This is a genomic window from Bradyrhizobium sp. CB1717 (assembly GCF_029714325.1).
Lineage (GTDB): Bacteria > Pseudomonadota > Alphaproteobacteria > Rhizobiales > Xanthobacteraceae > Bradyrhizobium.
Genome location: NZ_CP121666.1, coordinates 5,590,176 through 5,616,262 on the forward strand (window position 1 = coordinate 5,590,176; position 26,087 = coordinate 5,616,262).

Consider the following 26,087-nt stretch of genomic DNA (forward strand, 5'->3'; position numbering starts at 1 on the left):
GGATCGTGGGCACGGCGCTTACGCGCCTTTGCCCACCCTACGAGGCCGTCTTCGTCGCTACGAGACCATCTTCGTTGCAGCCAGCGCCCGCACCGCGATCGCCACGCATATCACCATCAGCACCGCCGCGAGCAGGAACGGTGCGCCGGGCAGATGCAGCGGCGCACCGGCGCCGATGAAATACGAAAACGTCAGCGTGAACAGGAACGGGCCGACGAGCTGCGACACGCTCTGCACGCTCGCGGTCGCGCCCTGCAACTGGCCCTGCTGATCGGGCGCGACCAGCCGCGTCATCAGCGACTGCATGGCGGCGCCCGAAATGCCCCACAGCGACATCACGGGAATGCCGATCCAGAACAGCGGCCCGGTGGGCGCGGCGCCGAAGATCACGAATCCGATCGCGCCACAGCACAGGCCGAGCATCAGGGCTTTTCGTTCGCCGAGCACGCGCACGATCGGGCCGATGGCGAGCCCCTGCACCACCATGGCGCAGATGCCGACCATCGCGAGCGTCAGTCCGACCGTCTTGGAATCCCAGCCATAGCGATAGGTGGCATAGAGCACGAAGGTCGAGGGCAGCACGACATGCGCGACCTGCGCGATGAAGTTGACGATCGACAGCCCGGCCAGCACCGCGTTGCTGCGGAGCAGACGCAGGGCGCCGATTGGATGGGCGCTGGTCCAGCGGAACGGTGCACGCCGATCCGGTGCCAGCGATTCCGGCAGCACCAGCAATCCATACAGCGCATTGGCGAAGCTCAACGCCGCCGCTGCCCAGAACGGCAGGCGCGGATCGATGTCGCCCAAAAGGCCGCCGAGCGCCGGGCCCAGGATGAAGCCGGCGCCGAAGGCTGCGCCAATCCTGCCGAAGATCGCCGCACGCCGCTCCGGCGGCGTGATGTCGGCGATATAGGCAAAGGCAGTCGAGATGCTGGCCGAGGTGATGCCGGAGATCACACGGCCGATGAACAGCCAGACGAGCGAGGGCGCCAGCGCCATCAGCACGTAGTCGGCGGCAAGGCCGAAATTCGACAGCAGCACCACCGGCCGCCGTCCGAAGCGATCCGACAGCGCACCCAGCACCGGCGAGAACACGAACTGCATCAGCGCCCAGGCGGTGCCGAATAGGCCGAAGATGCGGGCCGCGTGCGCGGTGTCGTTGTCGACGAAGCCCTCGATCAGCTTCGGCAGCACCGGCATGATGACGCCGAGCGCGACCATGTCGAGCAGGATGGTGACGAAGATGAATGCGACCGCGCCGCGCCGGACCGGCGCAGCGCCTTGCGCCGTCGCCTCCCCGGCGCCGTCGCTCATGACGGGCGCTTGCGCTTGTGCGCGAAGGGATTGGCCTTCTCGCGCAGGGTGATGCGCACCGGCGTGCCCGGCAGCTCGAACGTCTCGCGCATCGAATTGGTCAGATAGCGCAAGTAAGACTGCGGCACCGCATCCGCCCGCGAGCAGAAGAGAACAAAACTCGGCGGACGCGCCTTGGTCTGCGTGATGTAGTTCAGCTTCAGCCTGCGGCCGGACACTGCGGGCGGCGGATTGGCCTGGATCGCCTGCTCGAACCAGCGATTGAGCGCAGCGGTCGGCACGCGCCGGTTCCAGACAGCATAGGCGTCCTGGATCGCCTGCATCAGGCGGTCGATGCCCTCGCCCATCAGGCCGGAGACGGCGACGATCGGCACGCCCTTGACCTGCGGCAGCCAGTGATCGGCATCGCGGCGCAAGTTCGAGATCGCGCCGCCGCCCCTGGTCTCCATCAGGTCCCATTTGTTGGCGGCAAGCACGATTGCGCGGCCCTCGCGCTCGATCAGATCGGCGATACGGAGATCCTGCTCCTCGAAGCGATTCTGCGTGTCCATCATCAGCACGACGACTTCGGCAAAGCGCACCGCGCGCAGCGCGTCGGCGACCGAGAGCTTTTCCAGTTTCTCCTCGATGCGCGAGCGCCGGCGCAGGCCGGCGGTGTCGAACACGCGGAAATCGCGGCCCTTCCAGTTGATCTCGACCGCGATGGAATCGCGCGTGGTGCCCGCTTCCGGGCTCGTCAGCAGGCGCTCCTCACCGAGCAGATGGTTGATCAGCGTCGACTTGCCGGCATTGGGCCGGCCGACGATGGCAACCCGGATCGGACGCGTTGCGGCCTCCTCCTCGGAGAGCGGCTCGTCGTCCTCGATCTCGTCGTCCTCGACGGGCTCCGGCATGAGCTTGGCGAGCGCATCGTAGAGCTCGCCCATGCCCTCGCCGTGCTCGGCCGAGATCTGGATGGGATCGCCGAGACCGAGCGCGAAGGATTCCATCGCGCCGGCATCGCCATGCCTGCCTTCGCTCTTGTTGGCGACCAGCAGCACCGGCTTGTTGGCCTTGCGGGCGAAATCGGCGAAGGCGCGGTCGGTGGGCGTGAGGCCGATGCGGGCATCGATGACGAAGAACAGCGCATCGGCTTGCGCGATCGCGGCCTCGGTCTGCTCCTGCATGCGCGCGGTCAGCGAACCCCTCGCGCCCTCGTCGAGGCCGGCGGTATCGATGATGGTGAATTCGAGATCGCCGAGCCTGGCCTCACCCTCGCGGCGGTCGCGGGTGACGCCCGGCAGGTCATCGACGAGCGCGAGCTTCTGCCCAACCAGGCGGTTGAACAGCGTCGATTTGCCGACATTGGGCCGGCCGATGATGGCGATCGTGAAGGACATCGGTCATTCGTGCGCTGCGAAGGCCGCGCCTGTCAATTCAATGAAGTTATTGGCGCGTGAAGCCGCCGCTCGGCAGCGGCGCCGGGAAGCCGCCCTGCGATTGCTGCTGTGTGGTCTGGGTCGGTTGCGCCTGCTGGACCGGCTGATCCGGCGGCGGCGCGGTGGTGCGCTTGCGCACGATCTTCTGCTTGGGTGGAGGCGCGGCGGTGGGCGGCGCGGCCTCGGGCTGGACCTCGCCATCGACCTCGCCGGGGGCCGCCTCAGCCGGTGCGGCGGCAGCGGCGGCCGGCTGATGGGTCTTCTTCGCCTTGGCACCCTTGGCCGGTTTGGCCGGCTCGGGCGGCGGCGGCTCGGTCGGCAGAGCTGCGACGGCAGGCGCATTCGGATCCGGCTGCTGCTGCGCGCCCTTGTACATGTCCTTCGGGACACCCTGCTCGAGGCCCGGAACGCCCTCGGGGAAGACCGGCTTGCGATCGCCCGGCAGCTTCTTCTTGGTGTCGAGGAAGTCGAGCATGTCGCTTGGATCGAAGCTGGAGCAGCCGCCCAGGACGCCGGTGAAGGCGATCAGGACGGCGGCTGCGATCAAGCGTGGCGTACGGCGCATATCGTATCTCGTCAGGTCAGAGAGCCCGTCGGTCAGCTCTTGGTCAGCTTTTGGCGACGGGCGGCAGCAGAGCCGCCAGCGCCTCGGCACGAGAACGCAGGCCGGCTGGCGTTTCACCGTCCTCGGCAATCGTGTCGAGCCATTTGCGGGCCGCAGTCATGTCGTTGTTGCGCCAGGCCGACAGCGCCAGCATCTCGCGCGCGGTGTGGCGGAACGTCGATTTCGGGGTGGCGGAGGCCTCCAGCCGCTGCTGGATGTCGGCATAGGAGGCGCTGTCGACCAGGAGGCCGGCGGCGCGGATCCTGGCCAGATCCTGCCATTCGCCGCCCACGCCGCGGTCGGCGGCAATGTCGTCGTACAGCTTGGCGGCCGCCTTGGGATCGCGGCTGGCCGCCTCGGCCGCAGCGCGCAGCCGCGCCAGGGTGCGATAGCCGAAGGGGGCCTTGGCGGCGAGCTCGGTGAAGGCGGTCTCGGCCTCGGCGTGCTTGCCCTGCTCGGACAGCTCGACGGCCTTCTCGAAGGCAGCACCGGCCTCGGCGGCCTTCTTGGCCTCCAGATACTGGTAGCCGCGCCAGCCGCCGACGGCGGCAACGACCAGCACCATCAGGGCGATGAAGTAGATCGAATACTTGTCCCACAGCTTCTTGAGCTGTTCGCGACGTACTTCCTCGTCGACTTCGTCAAATAATTCAGACACTTATGCTAATCCCATGCCCGTCCGGGTGCGCGCGCCAAGGCATTCGCGTCAGGAATCCCGTCCCCCGTGTGGCGGCGAGGTACCCTAACGATATGGCGGTGGCAAGGCAAAGCGAGCCCGATCAAGGCGTTAACCACCCGGCAGAAGCCAGGAGCCACCTGCCCCGCTCAGGTTCCGAGGCGCTCCCGCAGCTGCCGCTTCAGCACCTTGCCATTGGCATTGCGCGGCAGCGGCTCGGAGGTGATCGCCACGGTCTCGGGGACCTTGTAGTCGGACAGCCGCTCGGCGCACCAGGCGCGCAAGTCGGCGTCGGCAACGGGCGCGCGGGTCACCACCACAGCGTGGACGCGCTCGCCCAGCACCGGGCAGGCCCTGGCAATGATCGCGCTTTCGATCACCGCGGGATGCCCGGCGAGCACGGATTCGACTTCGGCCGAATAGATCTTCAGGCCGCCGCGATTGATCATGTCCTTCTGCCGGTCGAAGACGCGGACGAAGCCTTGTGCATCGACCGAGCCGAGATCGCCCGAGTGCCAGAAACCGCTCGTGAAGCTTTCGGCCGTGGCTTTCGGATTATTCCAGTAGCCCTTGATGACGGAGGCGCTCTGGATCCAGAGCTCGCCGATCTCGCCGGGGGGAAGCTCGCGCCCGTCCGCATCCATCGCGACGATACGCGCGCCGGGGCACGGCAGGCCGACGCTGTCGATATGGCTCGCCGTCAATTCGCCCGGCATGATCGTCGAGGGCGACGTCGTCTCGGTCGCGCCGTAGCAGTTCATCAGCTTCAGGCCGGGAATCGTCGCCTTGAGCTTCTCGATGGTGGCGACCGGCATCGGTGCGCCGCCGAAGCCGCCGATGCGCCAACTCGACAGGTCGTAGCTGTCGAAATCGGGCTGCAGCAGGCAGAGGTTGTACATCGCCGGCACCATCACCGTGTAGGTGACGCGCTCGCGCGCGGCAAGCTTGAGATAATCGGCAGCCTTGAATTCCGGCATGATGATCAGCGCGCCGGCGCAGCGGATCATGGTCGTGATGTTGGCGACGACGCCGGTGACGTGGCCGAGCGGCACGGCTGCGATCGAACGGTCGGCTTCTGTCAATTGCAGGCAGGACACGAACACCATCGAGGAATGCACGATGTTGCAATGGGCGAGCATCGCGCCCTTCGGCTTGCCTGTGGTGCCCGAGGTGTAGAGGATCATCGCGGTGTCCTCTTCGCTCGTCTCGACCGGGGCTGGCGCTGGTGGATTGTCTGCGAGCACCGCAAAGCGCGACAGATGCGGATCGTCATCGACAGCGATGCGGTGGATGACGTCGGGGACATCAGGCGCCTCGGGCAGCCGCTCGGCGAGCCCCGCTTCGTGGATCAGGATCTTCGCGCCGCAATCGGCAAGCACATAGGCGATCTCCGGCTTCTGCTGGCGCGTGCCGAGCAGCACCGTGACGAGGCCCTCATGCGCGGCGGCGAACAGCAGCAGCGGAAATTCGATGCGGTTGCCGAGCAGGATCGCAACGCGATCGCCGCGCTGCAGACCGAGCTTGCGCAAGCCCGCGGCGATCTGCGCGGCCCGCTCCACCGCCTGCCGCCAGCTCAGCCGGACATTGCCCGCGATCAGCGCTTCGCCATTGGGATTGCGGGCGCAGGCGTCCGTGATCATCGCCCAGAGACTGGCCGGCCGGTCGCAGAAAGCCGGCACCACCCGATCGCCGAAGCGCGCCTCGAGGTGCATCGGCGGGATTTTTGAATGCGACCAGTCCATCGGAGGCCTCGGCTTGTTGCTTTGTCACCTTCCGCGCACGGGCATACCGAGCTGTCTTGCGCTGATCGGCTAGACACCCACGACGGGAACACCGATCACGACGGGATGGAACGCAAAGGCCAGCGCCAGATAGGCAACGACACCGACGGCAACGGCGATCAGATCATTGGTGACGCCGCCGACCGGAATCGGCGGGCCGCCGGCATCCTTGCGATGCTTCAGCGAGATGCGGTCGTAGACCGCCCAGCCCAGGAACGAGCCGAACAGGATGATCGAGCCGAGGTCGCCATTGGCGAGCAGATGCGCGGCCGCCCACAGCTTGATGCCGGCCAGCATCGGGTGCTTCAAGGTCGCATAGATGCGGCCGCGCAAATAGGAGGCGACCACCAGGATGACGGCGGGCAGCATCAGCACGAGCGTGATGTGCTTGAGCGCCTTCGGCGGATACCAGACGTCGATCCAGCCGGAGCTGCGATAATGGGAAAAGCCCCAGATGATCAGCGCCAGTCCCGCAAGCGAGACCACCGCGTAGAGGAGCTTGTAGGTCCCCTCGCCCAGCCTGCCGATGGCCTGCGCGCGCGCCTCGCGTTTCGTCGTGAAAACATGGGCCGCGAAAAACAGCACCAGCCCCAGGATCATGACCAGCAGACCCATGACATCCTCCCCTCAAGCAGCCCCCGCCCTGAGGTATCATCGATTGGCCGATGGTCGCAACTCTCTCACCCCTCATGCTGAGGAGCGCGCCCTTGCGCCGTCTCGAACCATGCAGGCCCGGCTGTCGCGACAACGGGGACCTTTCCTTCGAGACGCGCGTGAAGAACGCGCTCCTCAGCGACTGTGTTCTTCGTCAAGCGGGTTGCCATTGTTTTTGGTCCCTGAGCATGGCGTTGAGGATGGTGAGGACTTTGCGAGCGACGGCGATGAGGGCCACCATCTTCGGCTTCCCGGCGATCAGCAGGCGTTGATAGAAGAGCTTGAGCTGCGGATGGTGTCGGCTGGCCGAGAGAGCGGCCATGTAGAGCCCGGCGCGCAGTGCGGCTCGCCCGCCGCCGATCATGCTCTTGCCCTTCCAGCGGCCGGATTGGCGGGTGAACGGAGCAAGGCCGGCGAGGCTTGCGATCTGGCGCCGATTGAGGGTGCCGAGCTCGGGCACCTCGGCCAGGAAGGTGCGGGCGAGCGTGTTGCTTACACCCGGAAAGCTCACCAGCAACTCCTCCTTGGCGCGCCAGACCGGCGAACCGCGCACCAGCGTGTCGATGTCGTTGTCGATCTCCAGCAGCTCCTTCTCGAGGACCTTGATGTGGCGGGCAAGGCTCTTGCGAACGCGGACATTCTCGGCCCGCTTCTCGCGCTGGCGCTCGGCAACGATCATCTCGATGATCTGCCGTCGGCGGCTGACCAGTTCGGCCAGCAGCCGGGCTTCCTGATCTGGCATGGCACGCGGCGTCGGCTTCACCGCCTCGACAAACCGCGCGATGACTGCCGCATCGATCGGATCGGTCTTGGCGCGCTGGCCAACGGCCTGCGCGAAGTGCCGGATTTGGGCCGGATTGACCACCACCAGCGGCAGTTGGGCGCCGGCCAGCGCCGCCGCGACAATGGTCTCGAAGCCGCCCGTCGCTTCCACTGCAATCAGCGTTGGCGAACAGGCCTGCAGACGAGCAACAAGGTCTTCCAAGCCTTTGCCGTCACGCGCCACGGCAAAGGCTTCCCCGCTCGGACGCAAATGCACGTCCAGCCGGTCCTTCGATACATCAATGCCAATATAGATCGCGTCCATCTGCACCCATCCTTGCGCAATCGGGCTCGCCAGGCGGCCCTCGCGACTGTTCGGGTTCAATGGAACAACGGACGGGGCGCCGCGCTGAGGCTCGGGCTTCAAAGCCCTGGGATGAGGCGGTCTCCCGTCCGCTACCGCACCGGACACTCTATCCGATCCAGTGAGTCGAAACTTACAAGGATGAGGGGATAGAGCTACTTTCCGAGCTCCCGGTTATCGACGTAGCGGATCGCGATCGGTCGGCCGGCCAGGGCACCACCGAGGCCGCTGGTGAATTTCAGCGGCAGACAGGCTTTCAACGATGAATTGATCGCGTCAAGATAAGTCGTGCGGGTGGCGGCCGGCACGCCCGCAGTCGCATATGTCAGGCGCGGCGGGCCGATCAGGGCGCCCGCCTTGTTGAAGCTGAAGCGCACCGCCATCTGCATGCCCGCCCGGGCATTGTCCGCCGGCGGCGACCAGCAGGTGCGCAGCTCGGCGAAGAGGTCGCCGATCGTGTCGAGATCGTGATCCGGCTTCTGGTATTTTGCGCGATCGGCCTCGGACGGCACGCTCTCGATCGTGAGCTGGAGGTTCTGGCCGTAGGGGTAGTCGATCTCGGGAATGCAGGGGCCGGGCTCGAGGGGACTGCAATAGGAGGGCGTGCAGGGCCGATAGTCGAGTACGCTGCACGGCTCGTGCGAAAACGGGATCGGATTGATCTGGCGGCGCTGCGCATCGGCGGCCGCTGTTGATACTGCCAGCAGAAGGAAAACGAGGATGCCGCGCCACATGGAGTGAGCTCACGATGCCATGAGAAGCAAGTGGCATTGTCCATGAACGCGTCAAGTCCGCGCGCGTTCACATGCTCGCGTTCGCCCCGCTGTCGTCGCCCGGCTTGACCGGGCGACCCAGTACACCGAGACGGTAGTGATTGAATCGATGAGCTGCGGCGTACTGGATGCCCCGGTCAAGCCGGGGCACGACAGCGGAGGCTGGGTTGCGCAGCGGAGGATGTGGCTGCGCTGCGGAGAGCGCAGCGCCACCCTACCCCTTCTTCTTGACGTCCTTGACGTTGGTGAACTCGATGCCCTCGGCCCGTTCCCTTGTGTAGCCGAGATAGAACTCGTTCCTGGCGAGATACACGGGATCGCCGTCGACGTCGTCGGCGATGCTCGAGGTGTTGGCGGCAATAAAAGTGTCGAGCTTCTTGCGATCGTCCGACGAGACCCAGCGCGCCAGCTGGAATTCGCTGACCTCGAACTCGACCGGCAGCGAATATTCCGCTTCCAGGCGCGCCTTCAGCACGTCGAGCTGCAGCGCGCCGACGACGCCGACCAGCGCCGGGGCGCCGTCGCGCGGGCGGAACACCTGCACCACGCCCTCTTCCGACATCTGCTGCAGCGCTTCTTTCAGCTTCTTCGCCTTCATCGCGTCGGTGAGACGGACGCGGCGGACGATTTCCGGCGCAAAGCTGGGCACACCGACGAAGGTGAAATCCTCGCCTTCGGTCAGCGTGTCGCCGATGCGCAGCGTGCCGTGATTGGGAATGCCGACGACGTCGCCGGCGAAGGCCTCGTCCGCCACCGAACGGTCCTGCGCGAAGAAGAATTGCGGGCTCGACAGCGGCATGCTCTTGCCGGTGCGCACCAGCTTGGCCTTCATGCCGCGGCTGAGCTTGCCCGAGCAGAGGCGCGCGAAGGCGATGCGGTCGCGGTGGTTCGGATCCATGTTGGCCTGGATCTTGAACACGAAGGCGCTCATGCGCGGATCGGTCGCCTCGACCTTGCGCTGGTCGCTCTCCTGCGCGCGTGGCTCAGGCGCGAACTTGCCGAGACCTTCAAGGAGGTCGCCAACGCCGAAATTGCGCAGCGCGCTGCCGAAATAGACCGGCGTCAGATGGCCTTCGCGGAAGGCGCCGAGCTCGAACGGTTTCGAGGCCTCGGTGACGAGCTCGAGCTCGTCCTTCACCGCGGACACGTCGAGGTTGGCGTTGAGCTTGGCGAGTTCGGCGATCTCGATCTGCTGTGCCGCGCCGGTCTTGGCGCCGCCGCCTTCGAGCAGACGCACGCCGCCATTGACGACATCATAGGTGCCGAGGAAGTCGCGGCCGCGGCCGACCGGCCAGGTCATCGGCGTGGTGTCGAGCGCCAGCGTCTTCTCGATCTCGTCGAGCAGCTCGAACACGTCCCGGCTCTCTCGGTCCATCTTGTTGATGAAGGTGATGATCGGGATGTCGCGCAGACGGCACACCTCGAACAGCTTTCGGGTGCGCGCCTCGATGCCCTTGGCGGCGTCGATCACCATCACGGCGGAATCGACCGCCGTCAGCGTGCGGTAGGTGTCTTCCGAAAAGTCCTCGTGGCCGGGCGTGTCCAGGAGGTTGAAGACCAGACCTTCGAACTCGAAGGTCATGACCGAGGTCACGACCGAGATGCCACGCTCGCGCTCGATCTTCATCCAGTCCGAACGCGTGTTGCGCCGCTCGCCCTTGGCCTTGACCTGACCGGCGAGGTTGATGGCGCCGCCGAACAGCAGCAGCTTCTCGGTCAGCGTGGTCTTGCCGGCGTCGGGGTGGGAGATGATCGCAAAGGTCCGCCGCCGCGCCACCTCGGTGGCAAGCGGGGAACGGGCCGGCGATTCGGCTGTGGTGGTGGCGATGTCGGACATGGCGGGAGCGTTTGGCAGGGAAAATGGGCCTGATCAAGCCTCATTTGGTGATTGCAGAGCCCTCTGGCCAGCCCCATATCGGCCGATGGGAGGGACGGCCCTCCTATCCCACCAGCATATCAGCCGCGGGGACGACCCTGCCGTGAATGGAGGGTCGTCATGGCCTGGAGCATCCTGTTCGTCGCCGGTCTTCTCGAGATTACCTGGGCGATCGGGCTGAAATACACCGAGGGTTTCAGCAAGCTTGTTCCCTCCGTCATCACGCTCGCGGCGATGGCGGGCAGCGTCATCCTGCTCGGGTTCGCGCTCAAATCGCTGCCCGTCGGGACCGCCTATGCGGTCTGGACCGGGATCGGCGCGGTCGGCACCGCAACGCTCGGCATCGTCCTGTTCGGCGAGCCGGCCACGGCCTTTCGCCTGGCCAGCATCGGACTGATCGTCGCCGGCATCGTCGGGCTGAAGCTCGTCACCTGACGAAGATCTGGACCGCCCACCAGGTCAGCGCGGCGACGATCGCCGAGGCCGGGATCGTGATCACCCAGGCATAGACGATCGAGCTTGCGACGTTCCAGCGCACCGCCGAGACGCGGCGGGCCGCGCCGACGCCGACGATGGCGCCGGTGATGGTGTGGGTGGTCGAGACGGGAACCCCCAGGAAGGTCGCCATGAACAGGGTCGCCGCGCCGCCCGTTTCGGCGCAAAAACCCTGCATCGGCGTCAGCTTGGTGATGCGCAGGCCCATGGTGCGGACGATGCGCCAGCCGCCCATCAGCGTGCCCAGCGCCATCGCCGCCTGGCAGGACAGCACCACCCAGAACGGCACCGAGAACTCGCTGCCGAGATGGCCCTGCGAATAGAGCAGCACGGCGATGATGCCCATGGTCTTCTGCGCGTCGTTGCCGCCATGGCCGAGCGAATAGAGCGAGGCGGAGGCGAATTGCAGGATGCGGAAGGCGCGGTCGACCGCGAACGGCGTCGAGCGCACCGAGGCCCAGGACACGATCGCAACCAGCATCATCGCGAGCAGGAAGCCGACCAGCGGCGACAGCACGATCGCCAGCACCGTCTTGGACAATCCGCTCCACACCGCCGCCGAAATCCCCGCCTTCGCCATGCCGCCGCCGACGAGGCCGCCGATCAGCGCGTGCGAGGACGAGGAGGGAATACCGAGCGCCCAGGTCACGAGGTTCCAGACGATGGCGCCGACCAGGGCCGCGAAGATCACCTGGGCATCGACGATCGAGGGATCGATGATGCCGGTGCCGATGGTCTGGGCGACGTGCAGGCCGAACACCATGAAGGCGACGAAATTGAAGAACGCGGCCCAGAACACAGCGAATTGCGGCCGCAACACGCGGGTCGACACGATGGTCGCGATCGAATTGGCGGCGTCGTGCAGGCCGTTCAGGAAGTCGAACAGCAGCGCGACGGCGATCAGTCCGACCAGGACGGGAACACCCAACGCAGCATCCACGGCGAGGCCCTGCCCTACACTTGCTCGATGACGATGCTGTTGATCTCGTTCGCGACGTCGTCGAATCGATCGGCCACTTTTTCAAGATGGTCGTAGATCTCGACGCCGACGATGAAGTCCATCGCATTGCCGTCGCGATGCTTGAGGAACAGCTCCTTCAGCCCGATATCGTGGAGATCGTCGACCCGCCCCTCCAGCTTGCCCAGCTCCTCCGTGATCGCAGTCAGCATGGCGACGTTCGGACCGATCGACTGCATCAGCGGCAGCGCGCGGCCGACCAGATTGGCGCATTCGATCAAAAGCCCTCCGATCTCCCGCATCGGCGGCTCGAAGGCGCGGACCTCGAACAGCATCACGGCCTTGGCGGTCTGCTGCATCTGGTCGATGGCATCGTCCATCGAGGTGATGAGGTTCTTGATGTCGCCGCGGTCGAACGGGGTGATGAAGGTGCGGCGCACCGCCGTCAGCACCTCGCGGGTGATATTGTCGGCATCGTTCTCGAACTGATTGACGCGCTGGCAATAGACCGGCGTCTCCTCGCCCCCATTGAGCATGCCCTGAAGCGCGATCGCGCCCTGGATCACGGTCTGGGCATGGCGGTCGAACAGGTCGAAGAACCGTTCTTCCTTGGGCAGGAACGCGCGAAACCATCGCATCATGGGAGAGACTACCGGTTGGAAATGGCCCGGCCCGGATGGGCCGTCACAAAACTGTCATAGACCATTTTCGATCCGCGCGCGTGCCACCTCACGCCCGCGGAGCCGATCATCCACCGCTTTCAAGAAACAGATAATATTCCGTAAAATCAATTACTTAGAGCGACCTTCGGAAGTAATGCGCGATTTCACCGATGACGCCGCGGCGGAAGGTGAGAACGCAGATCACGAAGATCGAGCCCTGGATCACCGTCACCCACTGGCCGAAGCTCGCCAGATATTGCTGCATGGCGATGATGACGAAGGCGCCGACCACGGGGCCGAAGATGGTGCCGAGCCCGCCGACCAGCGTCATCAGCACGACCTCGCCCGACATCGACCAATGCACGTCGGTGAGCGAGGCATTTTGCGCCACGAACACCTTCAGCGAACCGGCAAAGCCGGCCAGCGTTCCGGACAGGACGAAGGCCAGAAACTTGTACTGGTCGGTCCGGTAGCCCAGCGATATGGCGCGCTGCTCGTTCTCGCGGATCGACTTCAGGACCTCACCGAACGGCGAATTGATGATGCGGAAGATCAGCAAAAAGCCGGCGAGGAAGCCGACCAGCACGACGTAATACAGAACCGTCGGCTTGGACAGATCGAGGACTCCGAACATGTGTCCCTGCGGAATGCCCTGGATGCCGTCCTCACCATGGGTGAACGGGGCCTGGAGGTAGATGAAGTACAGCAGCTGCGACAGCGCCAGCGTGATCATCGAGAAATAGATGCCCTGGCGGCGGATCGAGATGTAGCCGGTCACGATCGAGAGCGCGAAAGCCGCGGCGACGCCGACGAGGATGCCGAGCTCCGGCGGCAGCCCCCACACTTTCAGCGCATGCGCGCTGCAGTAGCCGGCGGTCCCCAGGAACATCGCGTGGCCGAACGACAACAGGCCGCCATAGCCGATCAGAAGATTGAAGGCGCAGGCGAGCAGCGCAAAGCACAGCGCCTGCATCACGAAGAACGGATAGACCCCGGTGAATGGCACCGCCGCCAGCAGCAGCGCCATCACCACGAACGCGATCATCTCGTCGCGCATCGCACGCGGGGTCGCACGCAGCGTATCGTCCGTCAGGGTTGTCATATCAGGCCGCCCTTCCCGTCAATCCCGTCGGCTTCACCAGCAGCACCAGCACCATCAGCACGAACACGACGGTGTTGGAGGCCTCGGGGTAGAAATACTTGGTCAGGCCCTCGATCACACCAAGCGCGAAGCCGGTGATGATGGAGCCCATGATCGATCCCATGCCGCCGATCACCACCACGGCGAACACGACGATGATGAGGTCGGCGCCCATCAGCGGGCGCACCTGGTTGATCGGCGCCGAGAGCACGCCGGCGAGCGCGGCAAGGCCGACGCCGAGACCGTAGGTCAGCGTGATCATGCGCGGCACGTTGATGCCGAAGGCGCGGACCAGCGTCGGATTTTCGGTCGCGGCGCGCAGGTAAGCGCCGAGTTGCGTCTTCTCGATCAGGAACCAGGTGGCAAGACACACGACCAGAGAGAACACGACGACCCAGCCGCGATAGATCGGCAGGAACATGAAGCCGAGATTCATGCCGCCCCTGAGCTGATCCGGAATGGCGTAAGGCAGGCCCGAGGAGCCGAAATAGTTCTGGAACACGCCCTGCACGATCAGCGCGATGCCGAAGGTCAAGAGCAGGCCGTAGAGATGGTCGAGCCCGGTGAGCCATTGCAGCATGGTCCGCTCCAGGATCATGCCGAAGATGCCGACGATGATCGGCGCCAGCAGCAACGCCCACCAGTAATTGATGCCGCCGAGGTTCAGCAGGAAATAGGCGACGAAGGCGCCCATCATGTAGAGCGCGCCATGGGCGAAGTTGATGATGTTGAGCATGCCGAAGATCACGGCAAGCCCGAGACTGAGCAGCGCGTAGAACGAGCCGTTGATCAGTCCCACCAGTAGCTGTGCGTAGAGAGCCTGCATCGGGATTAGCTTCCGCCACCAAAATGAAGGCCCGCCGGCGGCACGACCGCCCGGCGGGCCACGAGAGTTATTTCTTCACCAGCGGACAGACGCTCTCGGAGAGCGGCCGGAACGCCTGGTCAGCGGGGACGGTGCCCACCAGCTTGTAGTAGTCCCACGGCCCCTTCGATTCCGAGGGCTTCTTGACCTCGAACAGGTAGGCCGGGTGAATCTTGCGGCCATCGACCCGGATACTGCCCTGACCGAACAGCGGATCGTCGGTCGGCATCGACTTCATCTTCTCGACCGCCTTGGCGCCGTCATGCGGATTGCCGCCCATCGCCTCGAGCGCCTTGAAGTAATGGATCAAGCCCGAATAGACGCCGGCCTGCACCATCGAAGGCATCGCCTTGTTCTTCATGCGCTCCGAAAAGCGCTTGGAGAAGGCCCGCGTTCCGTCGTTGAGATCCCAATAGAAGGTTTCGGTGAAATTGAGCCCCTGCGCCACGTTCAAGCCGAGCGAGTGAACGTCGGTGATGAACAACAGCAACCCCGCAAGCTTCTGCCCGCCGGCAACGATGCCGAACTCGGCGGCCTGCTTGATCGAATTGGTGGTATCGCCGCCGGCATTGGCAAGACCGACGATCTTCGCCTTCGAGGCCTGTGCCTGCAAAAGGAACGAGGAGAAGTCCGAGGAATTGAGTGGATGCTTGACGCTGCCGAGCACCTTGCCGCCCGCCTTTTGCACCACCGCCGCGGTGTCGCGCTCCAGCGCCGCGCCGAACGCATAGTCCGCCGTCAGGAAGAACCAGGAATCGCCGCCAGCCTTCACCAGCGCCTGACCGGTGCTGTTGGCCAGCATGTAGGTGTCATAGACCCAATGGATCGTGTTCGGCGAACATTGGGCGTTGGTGAGATCCGACGTCGCCGCACCCGTGTCGATCAGGATCGAATTCTTCTCCTTGACGACATTGTTGACCGCGAGCGCGACACCGGAGTTCAGCACATCCATGAAGATGTCGACCTTCTCGACGTCGATCCATTGGCGCGCGATGGTGGTGGCGATATCGGGCTTGTTCTGATGATCGGCGGAGATCAAGTCGATCTTCCAGCCCTTGGCGGCAAGCCCGGAATCCTCGATCGCCATCTGGGCAGCCAGCGTGGAGCCCGCGCCACCGAGGTCGGAATAGAGACCGGAATTATCGGTCAGCACGCCGATCTTGACGGTCTTGTCCTGTGCCGACGCGCCGCTTGCGACGAATCCCAACGCCATGCCGAGAAGAAGTGCAGAAAAATGCTGTTTCATATTCCCTCCGGGAAATCCTCTATTGAATGACTCGGGGCGTCAGACGCCGAGATAAGTATGCAGTTTGTCCATATTCGCAGACAGTTCTGAGTTCGCAAAACCGTCGATCACCTTGCCGTGCTCGACGATGTAGTAGCGATCGGCGACGGTGGATGCGAAGCGGAAGTTCTGCTCGACGAGGAGGATCGTAAAGCCCTCCTTCTTGAGCCGCGCAATAGTATGGCCGATCTGCTGGATGATGACGGGCGCGAGGCCCTCGGTCGGCTCGTCCAGCATCAGGAAGCTCGCGCCGGTGCGCAGGATGCGTGCGATCGCCAGCATCTGCTGCTCGCCGCCGGACAGCTTCGTGCCCTGGCTGCTCAGCCGTTCTTTCAGGTTCGGAAACAGATCGAAGATCTGCTCCAGCGGCAGTCCGCCTTCGCGCACCACCGGCGGCAGCATCAGATTCTCGCGGACGTCGAGGCTGGCGAATATCCCCCGCTCTTCCGGGCAGAACGCGATGCCCATCCGCGCGATCCTGTCGGAGGTGGCGCGAATGATCTCCTGGTTGTTGAACTTCACCGACCCGGCACGCTTGCCGATGATGCCCATGATCGACTTCAGCGTGGTGGTCTTGCCGGCGCCGTTACGCCCGAGCAGGGTGACGACCTCACCCGCATTCACGTCGAAGTTGATCCCGTGCAGGATGTGGGACTCGCCGTACCATGCTTCCAGGTTGCGAACCTGAAGGATGTTTCCGCCGGTCGCAGTCCTTGCCGGAGCCTCGGCGATCGCAGTGTCAGGCATGACCGGCTCCCAGGTAAGCTTCCTTGACGCGCTCGTCCTTGGTGAGCTCGCTGTAATGGCCTTGCGCAAGCACCTGCCCGCGCGTCAGCACGGTGATGATGTCGGAGAGATTGGCCACGACGCTCAAGTTATGCTCGACCATCAGGATGGTATATTTCGCGGAGATGCGCTTGATCAGCGCCGCGATCTTGTCGATGTCCTCGTGGCCCATGCCGGCCATCGGCTCGTCCAGCAGCATCATCTCGGGGTCGAGCGCGAGCGTGGTTGCGATCTCCAGTGCACGCTTGCGCCCATAGGGCATCTCGACCGCGGGCGTGTTGGCAAACTCGCTCAGGCCGACATCGTTCAGCAGCTCTCGCGCGCGATCGTTGAAACGGTTGAGCACCGACTTCGAGCGCCAGAAATCGAAGGAACTGCCGTGCTGGCGCTGAAGCGCGACACGGACGTTTTCAAGCGCGGTGAGATGCGGAAATACCGCCGAGATCTGGAATGAACGGACAAGTCCCATGCGGGCGACGTCCGCCGGCGCCATCGCGGTGATGTCCTGCCCCTTGTACAGGATCTTTCCGGCAGACGGTTTGAGGAACTTGGTCAGAAGATTGAAACACGTCGTCTTGCCGGCGCCGTTCGGGCCGATCAACGCATGAATGCTCCCACGGCGAACCTTGAGCGCAACGTCGCGGACGGCGAAGAAGCCCGCGAACTCCTTGGTCAAGCCTTCCGTTTCGAGAATGAACTCATCGGCCAAACAGATTTCCCCCTGCCCGCGCAACGCGCGTGGCTGTCCTTGTTGCTTCGGCATTCCGGAGGTCTTGGAGCCCGTCCGGAACGCCGCCTCCGGGCGCGGAATATGCCGGAGGTGACGGGGGTTAGGCAAGGTGGAAAGCTGAGCAGATCAGGCCTCCGGCTGGGATACAAATGCTCCCTTAGTCGGAGATGTTTGATGTCGTGCCTGCCCGGCCTCCCGGTTCGCAAAAGCACCGGCCATCAAGCCGTCGTTAACGGTCTTTCGCCCCGCGCGCCAGCCTTCATAGAATATTTTCCCGCAGGCGGCATCATGCTGCGGGTATATCTGCCGGGAATATTGTTTTGGATTTCGCAAGCGCCGCTCCCTCCGTCGTCAAGTCGATCAGGCAGAGAGATCTGCTGAACACGTGGCTGCGACTTTACGCGCGCCAAGAGATCGCACCGGCGATCTGGGAGTACCAGCCGGCACGGCTCGAGGAAGAGCTGTCCGATCTCATCTATTATACGGTGGACAATTCGGCTGCCCACCCGCGCCTCATCATCCAGAGCGAAGGCACGCGCATCTCGCACGCCTACGGGCACACCGGCAAGGGCGTGCCGCTGGATGAATATATCGGGCCGCGGCTCGTGCCCTCAGTGATGCCCGTCTATCATGAATGCGTCGCGCGCGGGCTTCCGGTCTACAGCGTTGCCGACGTCGACGACATCTATGGGCGCGTCGTCGCCTATGAGCGCCTGCTGCTGCCGTTCCTGACCGACGACAAGGTCTGTCACGTCATCGCATCGCTCAAGACCTTCTGCGAGGACGGCGGCTTCGAGATCAGGAATCTGATGCGCGGAAATGACGCGCTGCCGCGCCCCAAATTGTGCGCCGTGATCGACCGCGATCTCTTTCATCGCACTCCCGGCCGCATCGCGGCCGCAGAAATCATCGAGTTTTCCGATCAGCCTGGCGAGGCCACCGAGATCATCGAGCTGAACTAGCCGACTACTTGCCCTTGACTTCCTTGGCGTAGATGTCGGGCTTGAAGCCGACCAGCAGCTTGCCGCCGACTTCCAGCACCGGCCGCCTGATCATCGACGGCTGCGCCAGCATCAACGCCAGCGCCTTCTTCTCGGTGAGGCCTTCCTTGTCGGAATCGGGGAGCTTCTTGAAGGTCGTGCCGGCGCGATTGAGCAGCGACTCCCAGCCGACCTTGTCGCTCCACTGCTTGAGCTTGTCCTTCTCGACGCCCGCGGCCTTGTAGTCGTGGAAGTCGTAAGTCACGCCATGACTGTCGAGCCAGGTGCGCGCCTTCTTCATGGTGTCGCAGTTCTTGATGCCGTAGATGATGTTGGGCAAGACAACTCCTCGCGCATGCGTGATGCTTCGGCAGCGGCGTTGTACGAAACTCCGCTTCGCGCGACAATATTGCAAACGAAGCCCGCTCTGCGAAACGGACACATGATGCACGTCACCCACGATCCCGCGGCCGCCGCCTCGCCGACCATCGATTTCAACAGCTTCCTCGCGGTCGACATCCGCGTCGGCACCATCGTCGACGCCAAGCCGTTCCCGGAGGCGCGCAAGCCGGCCTGGCGTCTCTGGATCGACTTCGGCCCCGCGATCGGCGTGCGCAAGAGCTCGGCGCAGATCACCGAGAACCATCCGCTCGAGACGCTGGTGGGACAACAGGTCGCGGCGGTCGTCAACTTTCCGCCGCGCCAGATCGGACCCGTTGTCTCGGAGGTGCTGACGCTCGGCTTCCCCGATGCCGACGGCAAGGTCGTCCTGGTGCAGCCGAGCAAGCCCGTGCCGAACGGCGGACGGCTGTTCTAGCCGCAACGCGGCCACGGATCGCAGCCCCGCTCCGGCCCCGCGCGGTCGCAACGGCATAATCCCCCTGTTTCTCGTCCCCGACGGCCAGGACTTGACAAAAGCTCTCTTTGGTAATAAAAATGACTGACTGATCGCTTTTTATTTCGGTGGCGGAGAATGGCAGCCAGAACTCCCGGCAGCTAAAACGATCGACCGGTCAGCTATTGAGGGACAGCCCAATGCCCAAGATCAGCGACAAGCAGCGTGAAAGCCGGCGGCAGCAGATCCTCGAGGCCGCCCTCGCCTGCTTCGCGGAAGACGGCTTTCACCAGACCGGCATGGCCGACATCGTGAAACGATCGGGGCTCAGCCACGGCGCGGTCTATCTCTACTTCCAGAGCAAGGACGATCTGATCGAGGCGCTGGCCGACGACCGGCATCGGCGCGAGGCCGTGCTCAACTCGGTCGCGCAGGGATCGGGCGATCCGATCGAAGGACTGCACGCGCTGGTTCGCGTCTACGCGCAATGGCTCACCGATCCCGCCGGCGAGGCGCGTCGGCGCGTCGGCATCCATGGCTGGGCCGAGGCCTTGCGCAACCGCCGCGTCCGCAACAGCGTCGTCGAAGGCATCGACATGCCGCGCGCCCTGATCGTGGCACTCGTCGAACGTGGTCAGCATGACGGTCTCATCAAGCGCGACCTCGGCGCCGAAGCGATCGCGCGCATGCTGATCGCTATCTTCCAGGGCTTCATGCTGCAGAAAAGCTGGGGCGGGGATTTTGATGTCGCAGCCTGCATGGCGGCGGTCGATGGCGTGATCGACGGTCTGCGCACGACCAGCCCGGACGTCAAGCGACGGACCAGGACATGAGCGATGAGCTGGATCCATGAACTCCTCGCCGGCGGCGGCGTCGGTCTCGTCGCGGGATTGGCATCAGGCTTCACGGGCACGAGTCCGGGTGGCGGCCTCGTCATCTTCTCCGTGCTGTTGCTCGGGGCAGAACAACACGTCGCGCAGGGAACGTCTCTGATCACGCAGATCCCTCCGACGGGCCTTGCCGGCGCGCGTCGCTATTGGCAGAGCGGCAATCGTAGTCCTCTGGCGTGGATCGCCTGGATCGGCCTCGGATTTCTCGTCGGCGGCGCGGGCGGCGGTCATGCCGCGGCAGCGGTGTCCGACGCAGCGCTGCAATGGACCTACGTCGTCTATCTCGTCGCGCTGATCGCAATGCTGCTTCTGCGCGGCGACCGTAAGGACGCCAGCAGCGAGCCTGGCGCACAACACGAACTGCCCTGGCTGCCCCTGCTCCTCATCGGCACGCTGGCCGGATTTTCTTCCGGCTTCATGGGCATCGGCGGCGGGCTCGCGATCACCGTCGGCCTCGCCGCGGGCCTGCGCGTGCCGCAGCATCAGGCGCAACTCGTCAGCCTGATCTTCTCGGTGATCCCGACCAACATTCCCGCCGCCTCGATCTACTGGAGCAAGGGGCTCATGGTCGGCTGGCCGGCGATCCTCGGCATCTTGGCCGGCCTGTGGGTCGGCACCGATCTCGGCGCACGCGCGGCCAACGGCGTCAGCAAAGCCGCGCTGCGCCGAGCCATGATCGCCCTCGTCTCGCTGATGGCGCTCTACATGACCTACAAGGCGCTGAGCTGATCTTACGGCCGCTTCGGAATGTTCAGGCCGCGCTGCACCGCCGGCCTCGCCAGTCCGCGTTCGAGCCAGGCGGCAACCGACTTGAACTGGCTGAACGCGACGAGCTCGCCCGCGCCGTAAAAGCCGATGAGATTGCGCACCCAGCCGAGCATGGAGATGTCGGCGATGGTGTAGTCGTCATCCATGAACCATTGCCGACCGGAAAGATGCGTCTCCATCACGCCGAGCAACCGCTTGGACTCGTCGACGTAGCGCTGCAGCGGCCGCTTGTCCTCAAAATCCTTGCCGGCGAATTTGTGGAAGAAGCCGACCTGGCCGAACATCGGCCCGATGCCGCCCATCTGGAAATGCAGCCACTGGATGGTCTGGTAGCGCCGCGCAGCGCCCTGCGGCAGCAGCTTGCCGGTCTTCTCCGCCAAGTATTGCAGGATCGCACCGGATTCGAACAGCGCCAGCGGCCTGCCGCCGGGACCGTTGGGATCGAGCATCGCCGGGATCTTGCCGTTCGGATTGAGCGAGAGGAATTCCGGCGTCTTCTGGTCGTCCTTGCCGAAATCGACGAGGTGGACTTCGTATGGCAGTCCGATCTCTTCCAGCATGATCGAAACCTTGACGCCGTTCGGCGTCGGCAACGAATAGAGCTGAAGCAGTTCGGGATTCTTGGCCGGCCAGCGCTTGGTGATGGGAAAGTCGGAGAGATCGGACATCGGGACCTTTGGTGCATGGACTGAGGCGCGTTCAATCTAGGCGAGATGCTGCACCGCGCAAGTCACGATTCGTCCCGGCGAACCCACAGCTATCGCGGCAGCGTTGCCATCGCCACGATCGGGGTCATTGCTTCATGCTGCAGTCGATACTCGATGAACCGTTGACCGGTGACCAACAGCAGGGCCGTAAAGGCAATCGCGAGAATCGCGGTCGCCAATTGGCACACGTCGTACATGGTATTTTGTCCCTCAACAGCCTTTGGTGTAAACGTCGGCTCAAGCGCCACGTTCCGAGGCGACATGAAAATATTGCCAGTTTTTCCCGACGCCCGCTGCGAGGTCATCGCGCGGTTCCGGCTGCCTACGCAGGGACCAATGGCGCCTTCGAGCGTTGTCGCTGGATGAACATCGAGAAGCGCGCCCTGCTCGACCACGCTGAACGCTGTCGCTGCGTCGCGAACGAACTCGCTCATGGCGAAGCCGCACAACGGTGCGAGCGATGGCCGACGAGTATGAAGCGCGAGCAACAAGACTGGACGACGAGGGCGCCTCCCTCGAATCCGGTTCGCAATAGTCGCTGCCACCGCGAAGGCAAAGGCGATCGGGAGGGCCGATCGGCCTCAAAAATTGATCTCCATCCGCAATCCGCGCGGATCGGTCTCCTCCCCACCGATACGCTGCGTACTGTCGCGTGCCGCGACCGCGCAGGCGCAGGCATCGATGAGATCGTCGCGGCCGATGCCTGTGCCATGACGCAGCGTCAACCATCTTGGCAAACGCGTAAAGCCGCGCTGCTGCAGCAGCGCGATGCGCTGTTCGCGACCGTGCGCCGACGTCTTGCTTGCGAGACGGACGCGCCCCGCGAGATTCCAGAAGATCAGCTCCGGATGCGCTTCGCCGATCGCCGCCTGCCGCGCTGGCGTCATGGCTTCGTCGACCTCTTTCATCTTGTCCCTGATGTTCCAGAGCTGCGCCGACACACCCCTGCCCTTGCCTTCGTGCTCCCAGTAATGGCGATTGGCCGCGGCCATGTCCGGGAAGGTCCAGAGGTCCCGGCGCGCGCCGAGAAACACGGCGGGCCCGACAAGTTCGCGTGCACGCAGATCGCAAGCGCGATAGCCGCTCAGGGGCAATCCGATCGGCATGTCGATCATCGCGCGTAGGTGCGGGATCGCGAGCAAGCGCATCAAGCCGGATGAATAATCGAAGCCGTGATCGCCGTGCTCGTCGATCCAGGCTGCGACCCAGCCGAAGCGAAATCCATCGAGGCCGAGATAGCTATTCACGCGCACGAATCAGCCCTGCCGACGCTCGTTCATCCCGTGCTGCCGTCTCGATGCCGCTCGAACAGGCGCTGCGCCAGCAGCGCATGGCCGAGTGTGCCGCCGGCCCGCACGGCCGCCGCGATCAGCGCGGCTTCCGCGACCTCTTCGCGCGTTGCGCCGGCCCTGGCCGCCCGCGCCGTATGCACATCGAGGCAATACGCGCATTGCGTGGTGAGCGCGACCGCGAGCGAGATCAGCTCGCGATATTTCGGCGGGATCGATCCGTCCTTGCGTTCGACCGCACGATTGAACGCCAGGAACGCGTTGGCCTCGACCGGCGCAAGCGCAACGAACGCCGGAATCGATTTCAGATCATCGGGGTTTTGATAATCGGTCATGTCTTATCTCGTCAGATATTCGCGCATCAAGGCGCGGGCGCGATGCAGCCGCGCCTTCACGGTCTGCCTGGTCGCACCGAGCGCGGCGGCGATTTCATCGATCGTCATCTCCTTGATGTCGCGCATCAGCGCGACATCGCGGTAGTGCGGCGGCAGCGCCTCGAAGGCCGCGGCCACGTCGAGCCGCAGATCGGCCTCTGGCCGCGAGAGCAGTGCGGCTTCCGCCTCACTCTCATCGACAGCCGGCACGAGGCCCGCCTTGCGCGCAAGCCGCAGGCATTCGCGACGGACCACGCTGAACAGCCAGGCCGAGAACGTCAGCAGCGAGCGGATCGTACCGACATGGCGGAACAGGATCCACAGCGTCTCCTGCGTCGCATCCTCGGCGTCCGCCGAGCTGCGGCAGGTCGCGCGCGCAAAGCGGCGGATATCCGGCTGCGCCGTCTCGAGCAGGCGCGCGATCGCATGGGGATCGCCGAGCCGCGCGGCCTCGAACAGGTCCGGCGAGATCGCAGCCGCGCTCACGACACGCCTCCTCGTCCGATCCCCGCCATCGCGCACATCGGGCAATAGCCGACGAGCCCCGTCAGCGCGAAACCTGCGCCACCGAACGCCACCAGCCACGCCGTCGCGCCGGCCAGATAAACCAACGCCGCGCCCGCGACCGCTACGCCCAAGGCGATCCGCACCGCCTGATGCAGGCCACCGATGTTCTTCCTGTAAAATGCCATCACTTCCTCCGAGATGAGCCGAAGCAAAATGCCTCGATTATCAAGAGGGCGCGACGACCCGAAAGGATTCGCGGCAGCCGACAATTTTTTCCGGATCAGCCTCCGACGGCCTGATAGGCCAGGCGCTTGAACTCGAAGAAAAACGGATTCCAGAAGCCCATGTAGCGCTGGGCCATCAGGACACCCGCTGTATTGGCCTGTGGGCAGATCCACCAATGGGTGCCGGCAAGCCCGCCCCACTGGAATTCGCCGGTGGAGTTCGGCGGATCGAACGGCGTCGGCGCGAAGGTCACGGCGCCGCCGAGACCAAAGCCCTTGCCGGGGATCGGGCCGAGATTGGCGAAGCGGATGGTCTGGCCTGCGGGCAGCTGGTTGGTCATCATCTGCCGCAGCGTTTCCGGCTTCAGCAGCGTGTCCGATCCGGGCAACAAAGCGCGCACCAGCGCAAGCATGTCCGGCAGGGTCGAGACCAGACCGCCGCCGCCCGAGAGCCGCGGGAACGGCCGCCGATAGGCCTGCGGAAAGGGAAGATTGTCGGCGCGCGTGAGGCCCGGCTTCATCGGGTCGAGCACGTCGGCACCATTGTAGAGCGCGACCAGCCTGCCCTGCTGCGCCTCGGGGACGTAGAATCCGGTGTCGGTCATGCCGAGGGGATCGAAGATGCGCGCCTTGAGGAAGGCATCGAGAGACTTGCCCGAGACGACCTCCACGATGCGTCCGAGCACGTCGGTAGCCACTGAATATTCCCAGCCCGCACCGGGATGATAGGACAGCGGCAGATCGGCAAGCTTGTCGATCATGTCGGACAGCGGCGTCAGCGGATTGAGCACGCGCGCCTCGTTGTAGCCTTTGAACAGCACCGTGCCGGGATCGAAGATGCCGTAGCTGAGGCCGGAGGTGTGGGTCAGAAGCTGGCGGATCGTGATCGGGCCCCTCGCCGGCTCGACATCTGCAAGGCCCGTCGCGCCCTGCTTCAGGACCTTGCGATTGCCAAGCTGCGGCAGGACCTTCTCGACCGGATCGTCGAGCCCGATGCGACCTTCTTCCACCAGCAGCATGATCGCGCAGGTGACGAAGATCTTGGTGTTCGAGAACGCACGGAAGATATGGTCGGGCCGGAGCACGGTCTTGGCCTCGCGGTCGGCAAAGCCGACGCATTGCTGATCGACGACCTCGCGGCCGCGCAGCACCGCCCAGGATACGCCCGGAATGATCTCCTGATCGACGTAGCGCTGCATTGCCGTCCGTGCGGCGGAAAAATCTGTCGTTCTGGCGTCCACGTGTTTCCCCCAAATTATGGTTGGGATCGATATAGCGCGAATTCGGCGGATATGAAGCCCCGCCGAGAAACGCTCATCCCTGTTTCATGAGCGCGGTGACGTGCAGGCGACGCCGGATCTGCATGCCCTGCCGCTCGTACAGCGCAATCGCAGACGTATTGTTCGAGAACACATGCAGGAACGGAATTTCGCCGCGCGCCTCGATCCGGCGCGCGACCGCCGCGAGCAGCGCCTGCGCATAGCCGCGCCCGCGATAGTCCGGGTGCACGCAGACGGCCGTCATCTCCACGAACTTTCCCGGCTTCATCCGCTCGCCCGTCATCGCGACCAGTTCGCCGCCGGCGCGGATGCCGAGGAACGTGCCGAGCTCATGGGTCCGCAGCGCGAACGGCCCGGGCTTGGTCAGCTCCGTCAGCGCCATCATCGCGGGCACGTCGGCAGCGCCCAATGTGACGATCTCGGCATCGCGCAGCGGGCTGTCGGCGGGCGAGCCGATCATCTGCTCCCCGGTCTCGGCGAGCACCACCTTGAAGCCGGCGGGCACTTCGACCGGCTCCGGCGTGAACAGCGCGGCGACCTGCGTGGGCGACATGAGATCGCCGAGCGCGGCAAAGCTTGCTGCGGACATGTCGACCATGTCGGCAAAGGGCGTCATGTCCACGGGATAGCGCAGCGCTTTCGGGCCACCCTCAGCCAGATGCATCTGGCTCGTCGTCAACGCGCTCCAGATCGGACGATCCAGCAGCGCCACATCACTGTCGGACACCGGCCTAGTCCTTGTCGAAGCTGACGATGACGGCGGCGTTGGCGATGAGGATGGGGTCGTTGGCGACTTCCGTAGCCGAGGGGATCTCCAGCCCGCCCTTGACCGCAGTCACGGTCACGGTGCCGTAGGGCAGCTCCTTCGCAACGGCTTCCTTGTCCACCGCCTCCGGGTTGGGCACGCCGATCGTGACGTCGACGAACATGTCGTTCGCGGTCCTGCCGATCATGCGGAAGAAGCCGAGGCTCGAATGCCGGATGGCATCCGACACCGCCCGCTTCGCCGCCTTGGTGGCGTCCCTGCCATGGACGTCGACGCCCATCCCCATCTCGGTGACACAACGAACGCGAGTCATTTTATAGTCC

At 64.5% G+C, this 26,087-nt stretch carries 31 protein-coding genes; 5 read left to right on the forward strand and 26 right to left on the reverse strand.

The window, feature by feature from the left end; translation table 11 throughout:
• Positions 1–57: 57 nt before the first annotated feature.
• The 9 genes from QA649_RS26675 to QA649_RS26715 form a co-directional block, all read right to left on the reverse strand.
• The gene (locus QA649_RS26675) at positions 58–1,314 is read right to left on the reverse strand and encodes a TCR/Tet family MFS transporter (RefSeq protein WP_283019794.1); all 1,257 of its coding nucleotides are present in this window, start codon (positions 1,312–1,314) and stop codon (positions 58–60) included.
• Positions 1,311–2,693: a ribosome biogenesis GTPase Der gene (gene der / locus QA649_RS26680; protein WP_283019795.1), complete on the reverse strand. Its 1,383-nt coding sequence runs from the start codon at positions 2,691–2,693 to the stop codon at positions 1,311–1,313. Before der ends, QA649_RS26675 begins: the two co-directional genes overlap by 4 nt.
• Before the next feature lie 46 nt (positions 2,694–2,739).
• Positions 2,740–3,297 (reverse strand): hypothetical protein, encoded by a 558-nt coding sequence (locus QA649_RS26685; protein ID WP_283019796.1) that lies wholly within the window; start codon positions 3,295–3,297, stop codon positions 2,740–2,742.
• Between the two features lie 43 nt (positions 3,298–3,340).
• Entirely contained in the window at positions 3,341–3,994 is a 654-nt protein-coding gene (locus QA649_RS26690) for a tetratricopeptide repeat protein (protein ID WP_283019797.1), read from the reverse strand.
• A gap of 167 nt (positions 3,995–4,161) precedes the next feature.
• Positions 4,162–5,754 carry a class I adenylate-forming enzyme family protein gene (locus QA649_RS26695; RefSeq protein ID WP_283019798.1) on the reverse strand — a complete coding sequence of 531 codons (1,593 nt, stop codon included), beginning with the start codon at positions 5,752–5,754 and terminating at the stop codon, positions 4,162–4,164.
• Positions 5,755–5,823: 69 nt separating this feature from the next.
• Positions 5,824–6,408: an NnrU family protein gene (locus tag QA649_RS26700; protein WP_283019799.1), complete on the reverse strand. Its 585-nt coding sequence runs from the start codon at positions 6,406–6,408 to the stop codon at positions 5,824–5,826.
• A gap of 193 nt (positions 6,409–6,601) precedes the next feature.
• Complete coding sequence (locus tag QA649_RS26705) at positions 6,602–7,534, reverse strand: transposase (protein ID WP_283026035.1); 933 nt, start codon at positions 7,532–7,534, stop codon at positions 6,602–6,604.
• 194 nt (positions 7,535–7,728) lie between these two features.
• Complete coding sequence (locus QA649_RS26710; protein WP_283019800.1) at positions 7,729–8,307, reverse strand: hypothetical protein; 579 nt, start codon at positions 8,305–8,307, stop codon at positions 7,729–7,731.
• A gap of 253 nt (positions 8,308–8,560) precedes the next feature.
• Positions 8,561–10,183 carry a peptide chain release factor 3 gene (locus QA649_RS26715; protein ID WP_018646087.1) on the reverse strand — a complete coding sequence of 541 codons (1,623 nt, stop codon included), beginning with the start codon at positions 10,181–10,183 and terminating at the stop codon, positions 8,561–8,563.
• 159 nt (positions 10,184–10,342) lie between these two features.
• On the opposite strand from QA649_RS26715, the gene sugE reads away from it, so the two are divergent.
• A complete protein-coding gene (sugE, locus tag QA649_RS26720) occupies positions 10,343–10,657 on the forward strand; it encodes a quaternary ammonium compound efflux SMR transporter SugE (protein WP_283019801.1) in 315 nt (104 codons plus the stop codon).
• Here sugE and QA649_RS26725 read toward each other — a convergent pair.
• The 7 genes from QA649_RS26725 to QA649_RS26755 form a co-directional block, all read right to left on the reverse strand.
• A complete protein-coding gene (locus QA649_RS26725; RefSeq protein ID WP_283019802.1) occupies positions 10,650–11,657 on the reverse strand; it encodes an inorganic phosphate transporter in 1,008 nt (335 codons plus the stop codon). The genes sugE and QA649_RS26725 overlap by 8 nt on opposite strands.
• Before the next feature lie 14 nt (positions 11,658–11,671).
• Positions 11,672–12,316, reverse strand: coding sequence for a DUF47 domain-containing protein (locus QA649_RS26730; RefSeq protein WP_027574217.1), 645 nt, complete (start codon positions 12,314–12,316; stop codon positions 11,672–11,674).
• A gap of 154 nt (positions 12,317–12,470) precedes the next feature.
• Positions 12,471–13,439: a branched-chain amino acid ABC transporter permease gene (locus tag QA649_RS26735; protein WP_283019803.1), complete on the reverse strand. Its 969-nt coding sequence runs from the start codon at positions 13,437–13,439 to the stop codon at positions 12,471–12,473.
• Position 13,440: 1 nt separating this feature from the next.
• A complete protein-coding gene (locus tag QA649_RS26740) occupies positions 13,441–14,304 on the reverse strand; it encodes a branched-chain amino acid ABC transporter permease (protein ID WP_145641006.1) in 864 nt (287 codons plus the stop codon).
• Between the two features lie 67 nt (positions 14,305–14,371).
• Positions 14,372–15,589 carry an ABC transporter substrate-binding protein gene (locus tag QA649_RS26745; RefSeq protein WP_283019804.1) on the reverse strand — a complete coding sequence of 406 codons (1,218 nt, stop codon included), beginning with the start codon at positions 15,587–15,589 and terminating at the stop codon, positions 14,372–14,374.
• A gap of 39 nt (positions 15,590–15,628) precedes the next feature.
• Positions 15,629–16,375, reverse strand: coding sequence for an ABC transporter ATP-binding protein (locus QA649_RS26750; protein ID WP_283019805.1), 747 nt, complete (start codon positions 16,373–16,375; stop codon positions 15,629–15,631).
• Complete coding sequence (locus QA649_RS26755) at positions 16,368–17,123, reverse strand: ABC transporter ATP-binding protein (RefSeq protein ID WP_008551999.1); 756 nt, start codon at positions 17,121–17,123, stop codon at positions 16,368–16,370. The genes QA649_RS26750 and QA649_RS26755 overlap by 8 nt, the downstream gene beginning before the upstream one ends.
• Before the next feature lie 341 nt (positions 17,124–17,464).
• On the opposite strand from QA649_RS26755, the gene QA649_RS26760 reads away from it, so the two are divergent.
• Positions 17,465–18,106, forward strand: coding sequence for a PAS domain-containing protein (locus QA649_RS26760; RefSeq protein ID WP_283019806.1), 642 nt, complete (start codon positions 17,465–17,467; stop codon positions 18,104–18,106).
• Between the two features lie 4 nt (positions 18,107–18,110).
• Here the strand turns inward: QA649_RS26760 and QA649_RS26765 are convergent, their stop codons facing one another.
• Positions 18,111–18,464, reverse strand: coding sequence for an ArsC family reductase (locus tag QA649_RS26765; RefSeq protein ID WP_283019807.1), 354 nt, complete (start codon positions 18,462–18,464; stop codon positions 18,111–18,113).
• Between the two features lie 105 nt (positions 18,465–18,569).
• Here QA649_RS26765 and QA649_RS26770 point away from each other — a divergent pair, with 105 nt between their 5' ends.
• From QA649_RS26770 to QA649_RS26780, 3 genes are all read left to right on the forward strand, one after another.
• The gene (locus QA649_RS26770; protein WP_026312471.1) at positions 18,570–18,941 is read left to right on the forward strand and encodes a tRNA-binding protein; all 372 of its coding nucleotides are present in this window, start codon (positions 18,570–18,572) and stop codon (positions 18,939–18,941) included.
• A 218-nt stretch (positions 18,942–19,159) separates the two neighbouring features.
• On the forward strand, positions 19,160–19,792 hold the full coding sequence (locus QA649_RS26775; RefSeq protein ID WP_283019808.1) for a TetR/AcrR family transcriptional regulator: 633 nt from the start codon (positions 19,160–19,162) through the stop codon (positions 19,790–19,792).
• Between the two features lie 3 nt (positions 19,793–19,795).
• A complete protein-coding gene (locus QA649_RS26780) occupies positions 19,796–20,578 on the forward strand; it encodes a sulfite exporter TauE/SafE family protein (protein ID WP_283019809.1) in 783 nt (260 codons plus the stop codon).
• Positions 20,579–20,580: 2 nt separating this feature from the next.
• Here QA649_RS26780 and QA649_RS26785 read toward each other — a convergent pair whose 3' ends face one another.
• From QA649_RS26785 to QA649_RS26825, 9 genes are all read right to left on the reverse strand, one after another.
• On the reverse strand, positions 20,581–21,285 hold the full coding sequence (locus QA649_RS26785) for a glutathione S-transferase N-terminal domain-containing protein (protein ID WP_283019810.1): 705 nt from the start codon (positions 21,283–21,285) through the stop codon (positions 20,581–20,583).
• 89 nt (positions 21,286–21,374) lie between these two features.
• Entirely contained in the window at positions 21,375–21,758 is a 384-nt protein-coding gene (locus QA649_RS26790) for a hypothetical protein (RefSeq protein ID WP_283019811.1), read from the reverse strand.
• A gap of 147 nt (positions 21,759–21,905) precedes the next feature.
• Positions 21,906–22,571, reverse strand: coding sequence for a DUF429 domain-containing protein (locus tag QA649_RS26795; RefSeq protein WP_283019812.1), 666 nt, complete (start codon positions 22,569–22,571; stop codon positions 21,906–21,908).
• A 29-nt stretch (positions 22,572–22,600) separates the two neighbouring features.
• Positions 22,601–22,948 (reverse strand): carboxymuconolactone decarboxylase family protein, encoded by a 348-nt coding sequence (locus QA649_RS26800; RefSeq protein WP_283019813.1) that lies wholly within the window; start codon positions 22,946–22,948, stop codon positions 22,601–22,603.
• 3 nt (positions 22,949–22,951) lie between these two features.
• Positions 22,952–23,473: a sigma-70 family RNA polymerase sigma factor gene (locus tag QA649_RS26805; protein WP_283019814.1), complete on the reverse strand. Its 522-nt coding sequence runs from the start codon at positions 23,471–23,473 to the stop codon at positions 22,952–22,954.
• A complete protein-coding gene (locus QA649_RS26810) occupies positions 23,470–23,679 on the reverse strand; it encodes a DUF2892 domain-containing protein (RefSeq protein WP_283019815.1) in 210 nt (69 codons plus the stop codon). Before QA649_RS26810 ends, QA649_RS26805 begins: the two co-directional genes overlap by 4 nt.
• Positions 23,680–23,774: 95 nt before the next feature.
• Positions 23,775–24,959, reverse strand: coding sequence for a serine hydrolase domain-containing protein (locus tag QA649_RS26815; RefSeq protein WP_283019816.1), 1,185 nt, complete (start codon positions 24,957–24,959; stop codon positions 23,775–23,777).
• A gap of 73 nt (positions 24,960–25,032) precedes the next feature.
• Positions 25,033–25,725 (reverse strand): GNAT family N-acetyltransferase, encoded by a 693-nt coding sequence (locus QA649_RS26820; protein WP_283019817.1) that lies wholly within the window; start codon positions 25,723–25,725, stop codon positions 25,033–25,035.
• A gap of 4 nt (positions 25,726–25,729) precedes the next feature.
• On the reverse strand, positions 25,730–26,077 hold the full coding sequence (locus tag QA649_RS26825; RefSeq protein WP_283019818.1) for a Lin0512 family protein: 348 nt from the start codon (positions 26,075–26,077) through the stop codon (positions 25,730–25,732).
• Positions 26,078–26,087 lie beyond the last annotated feature (10 nt).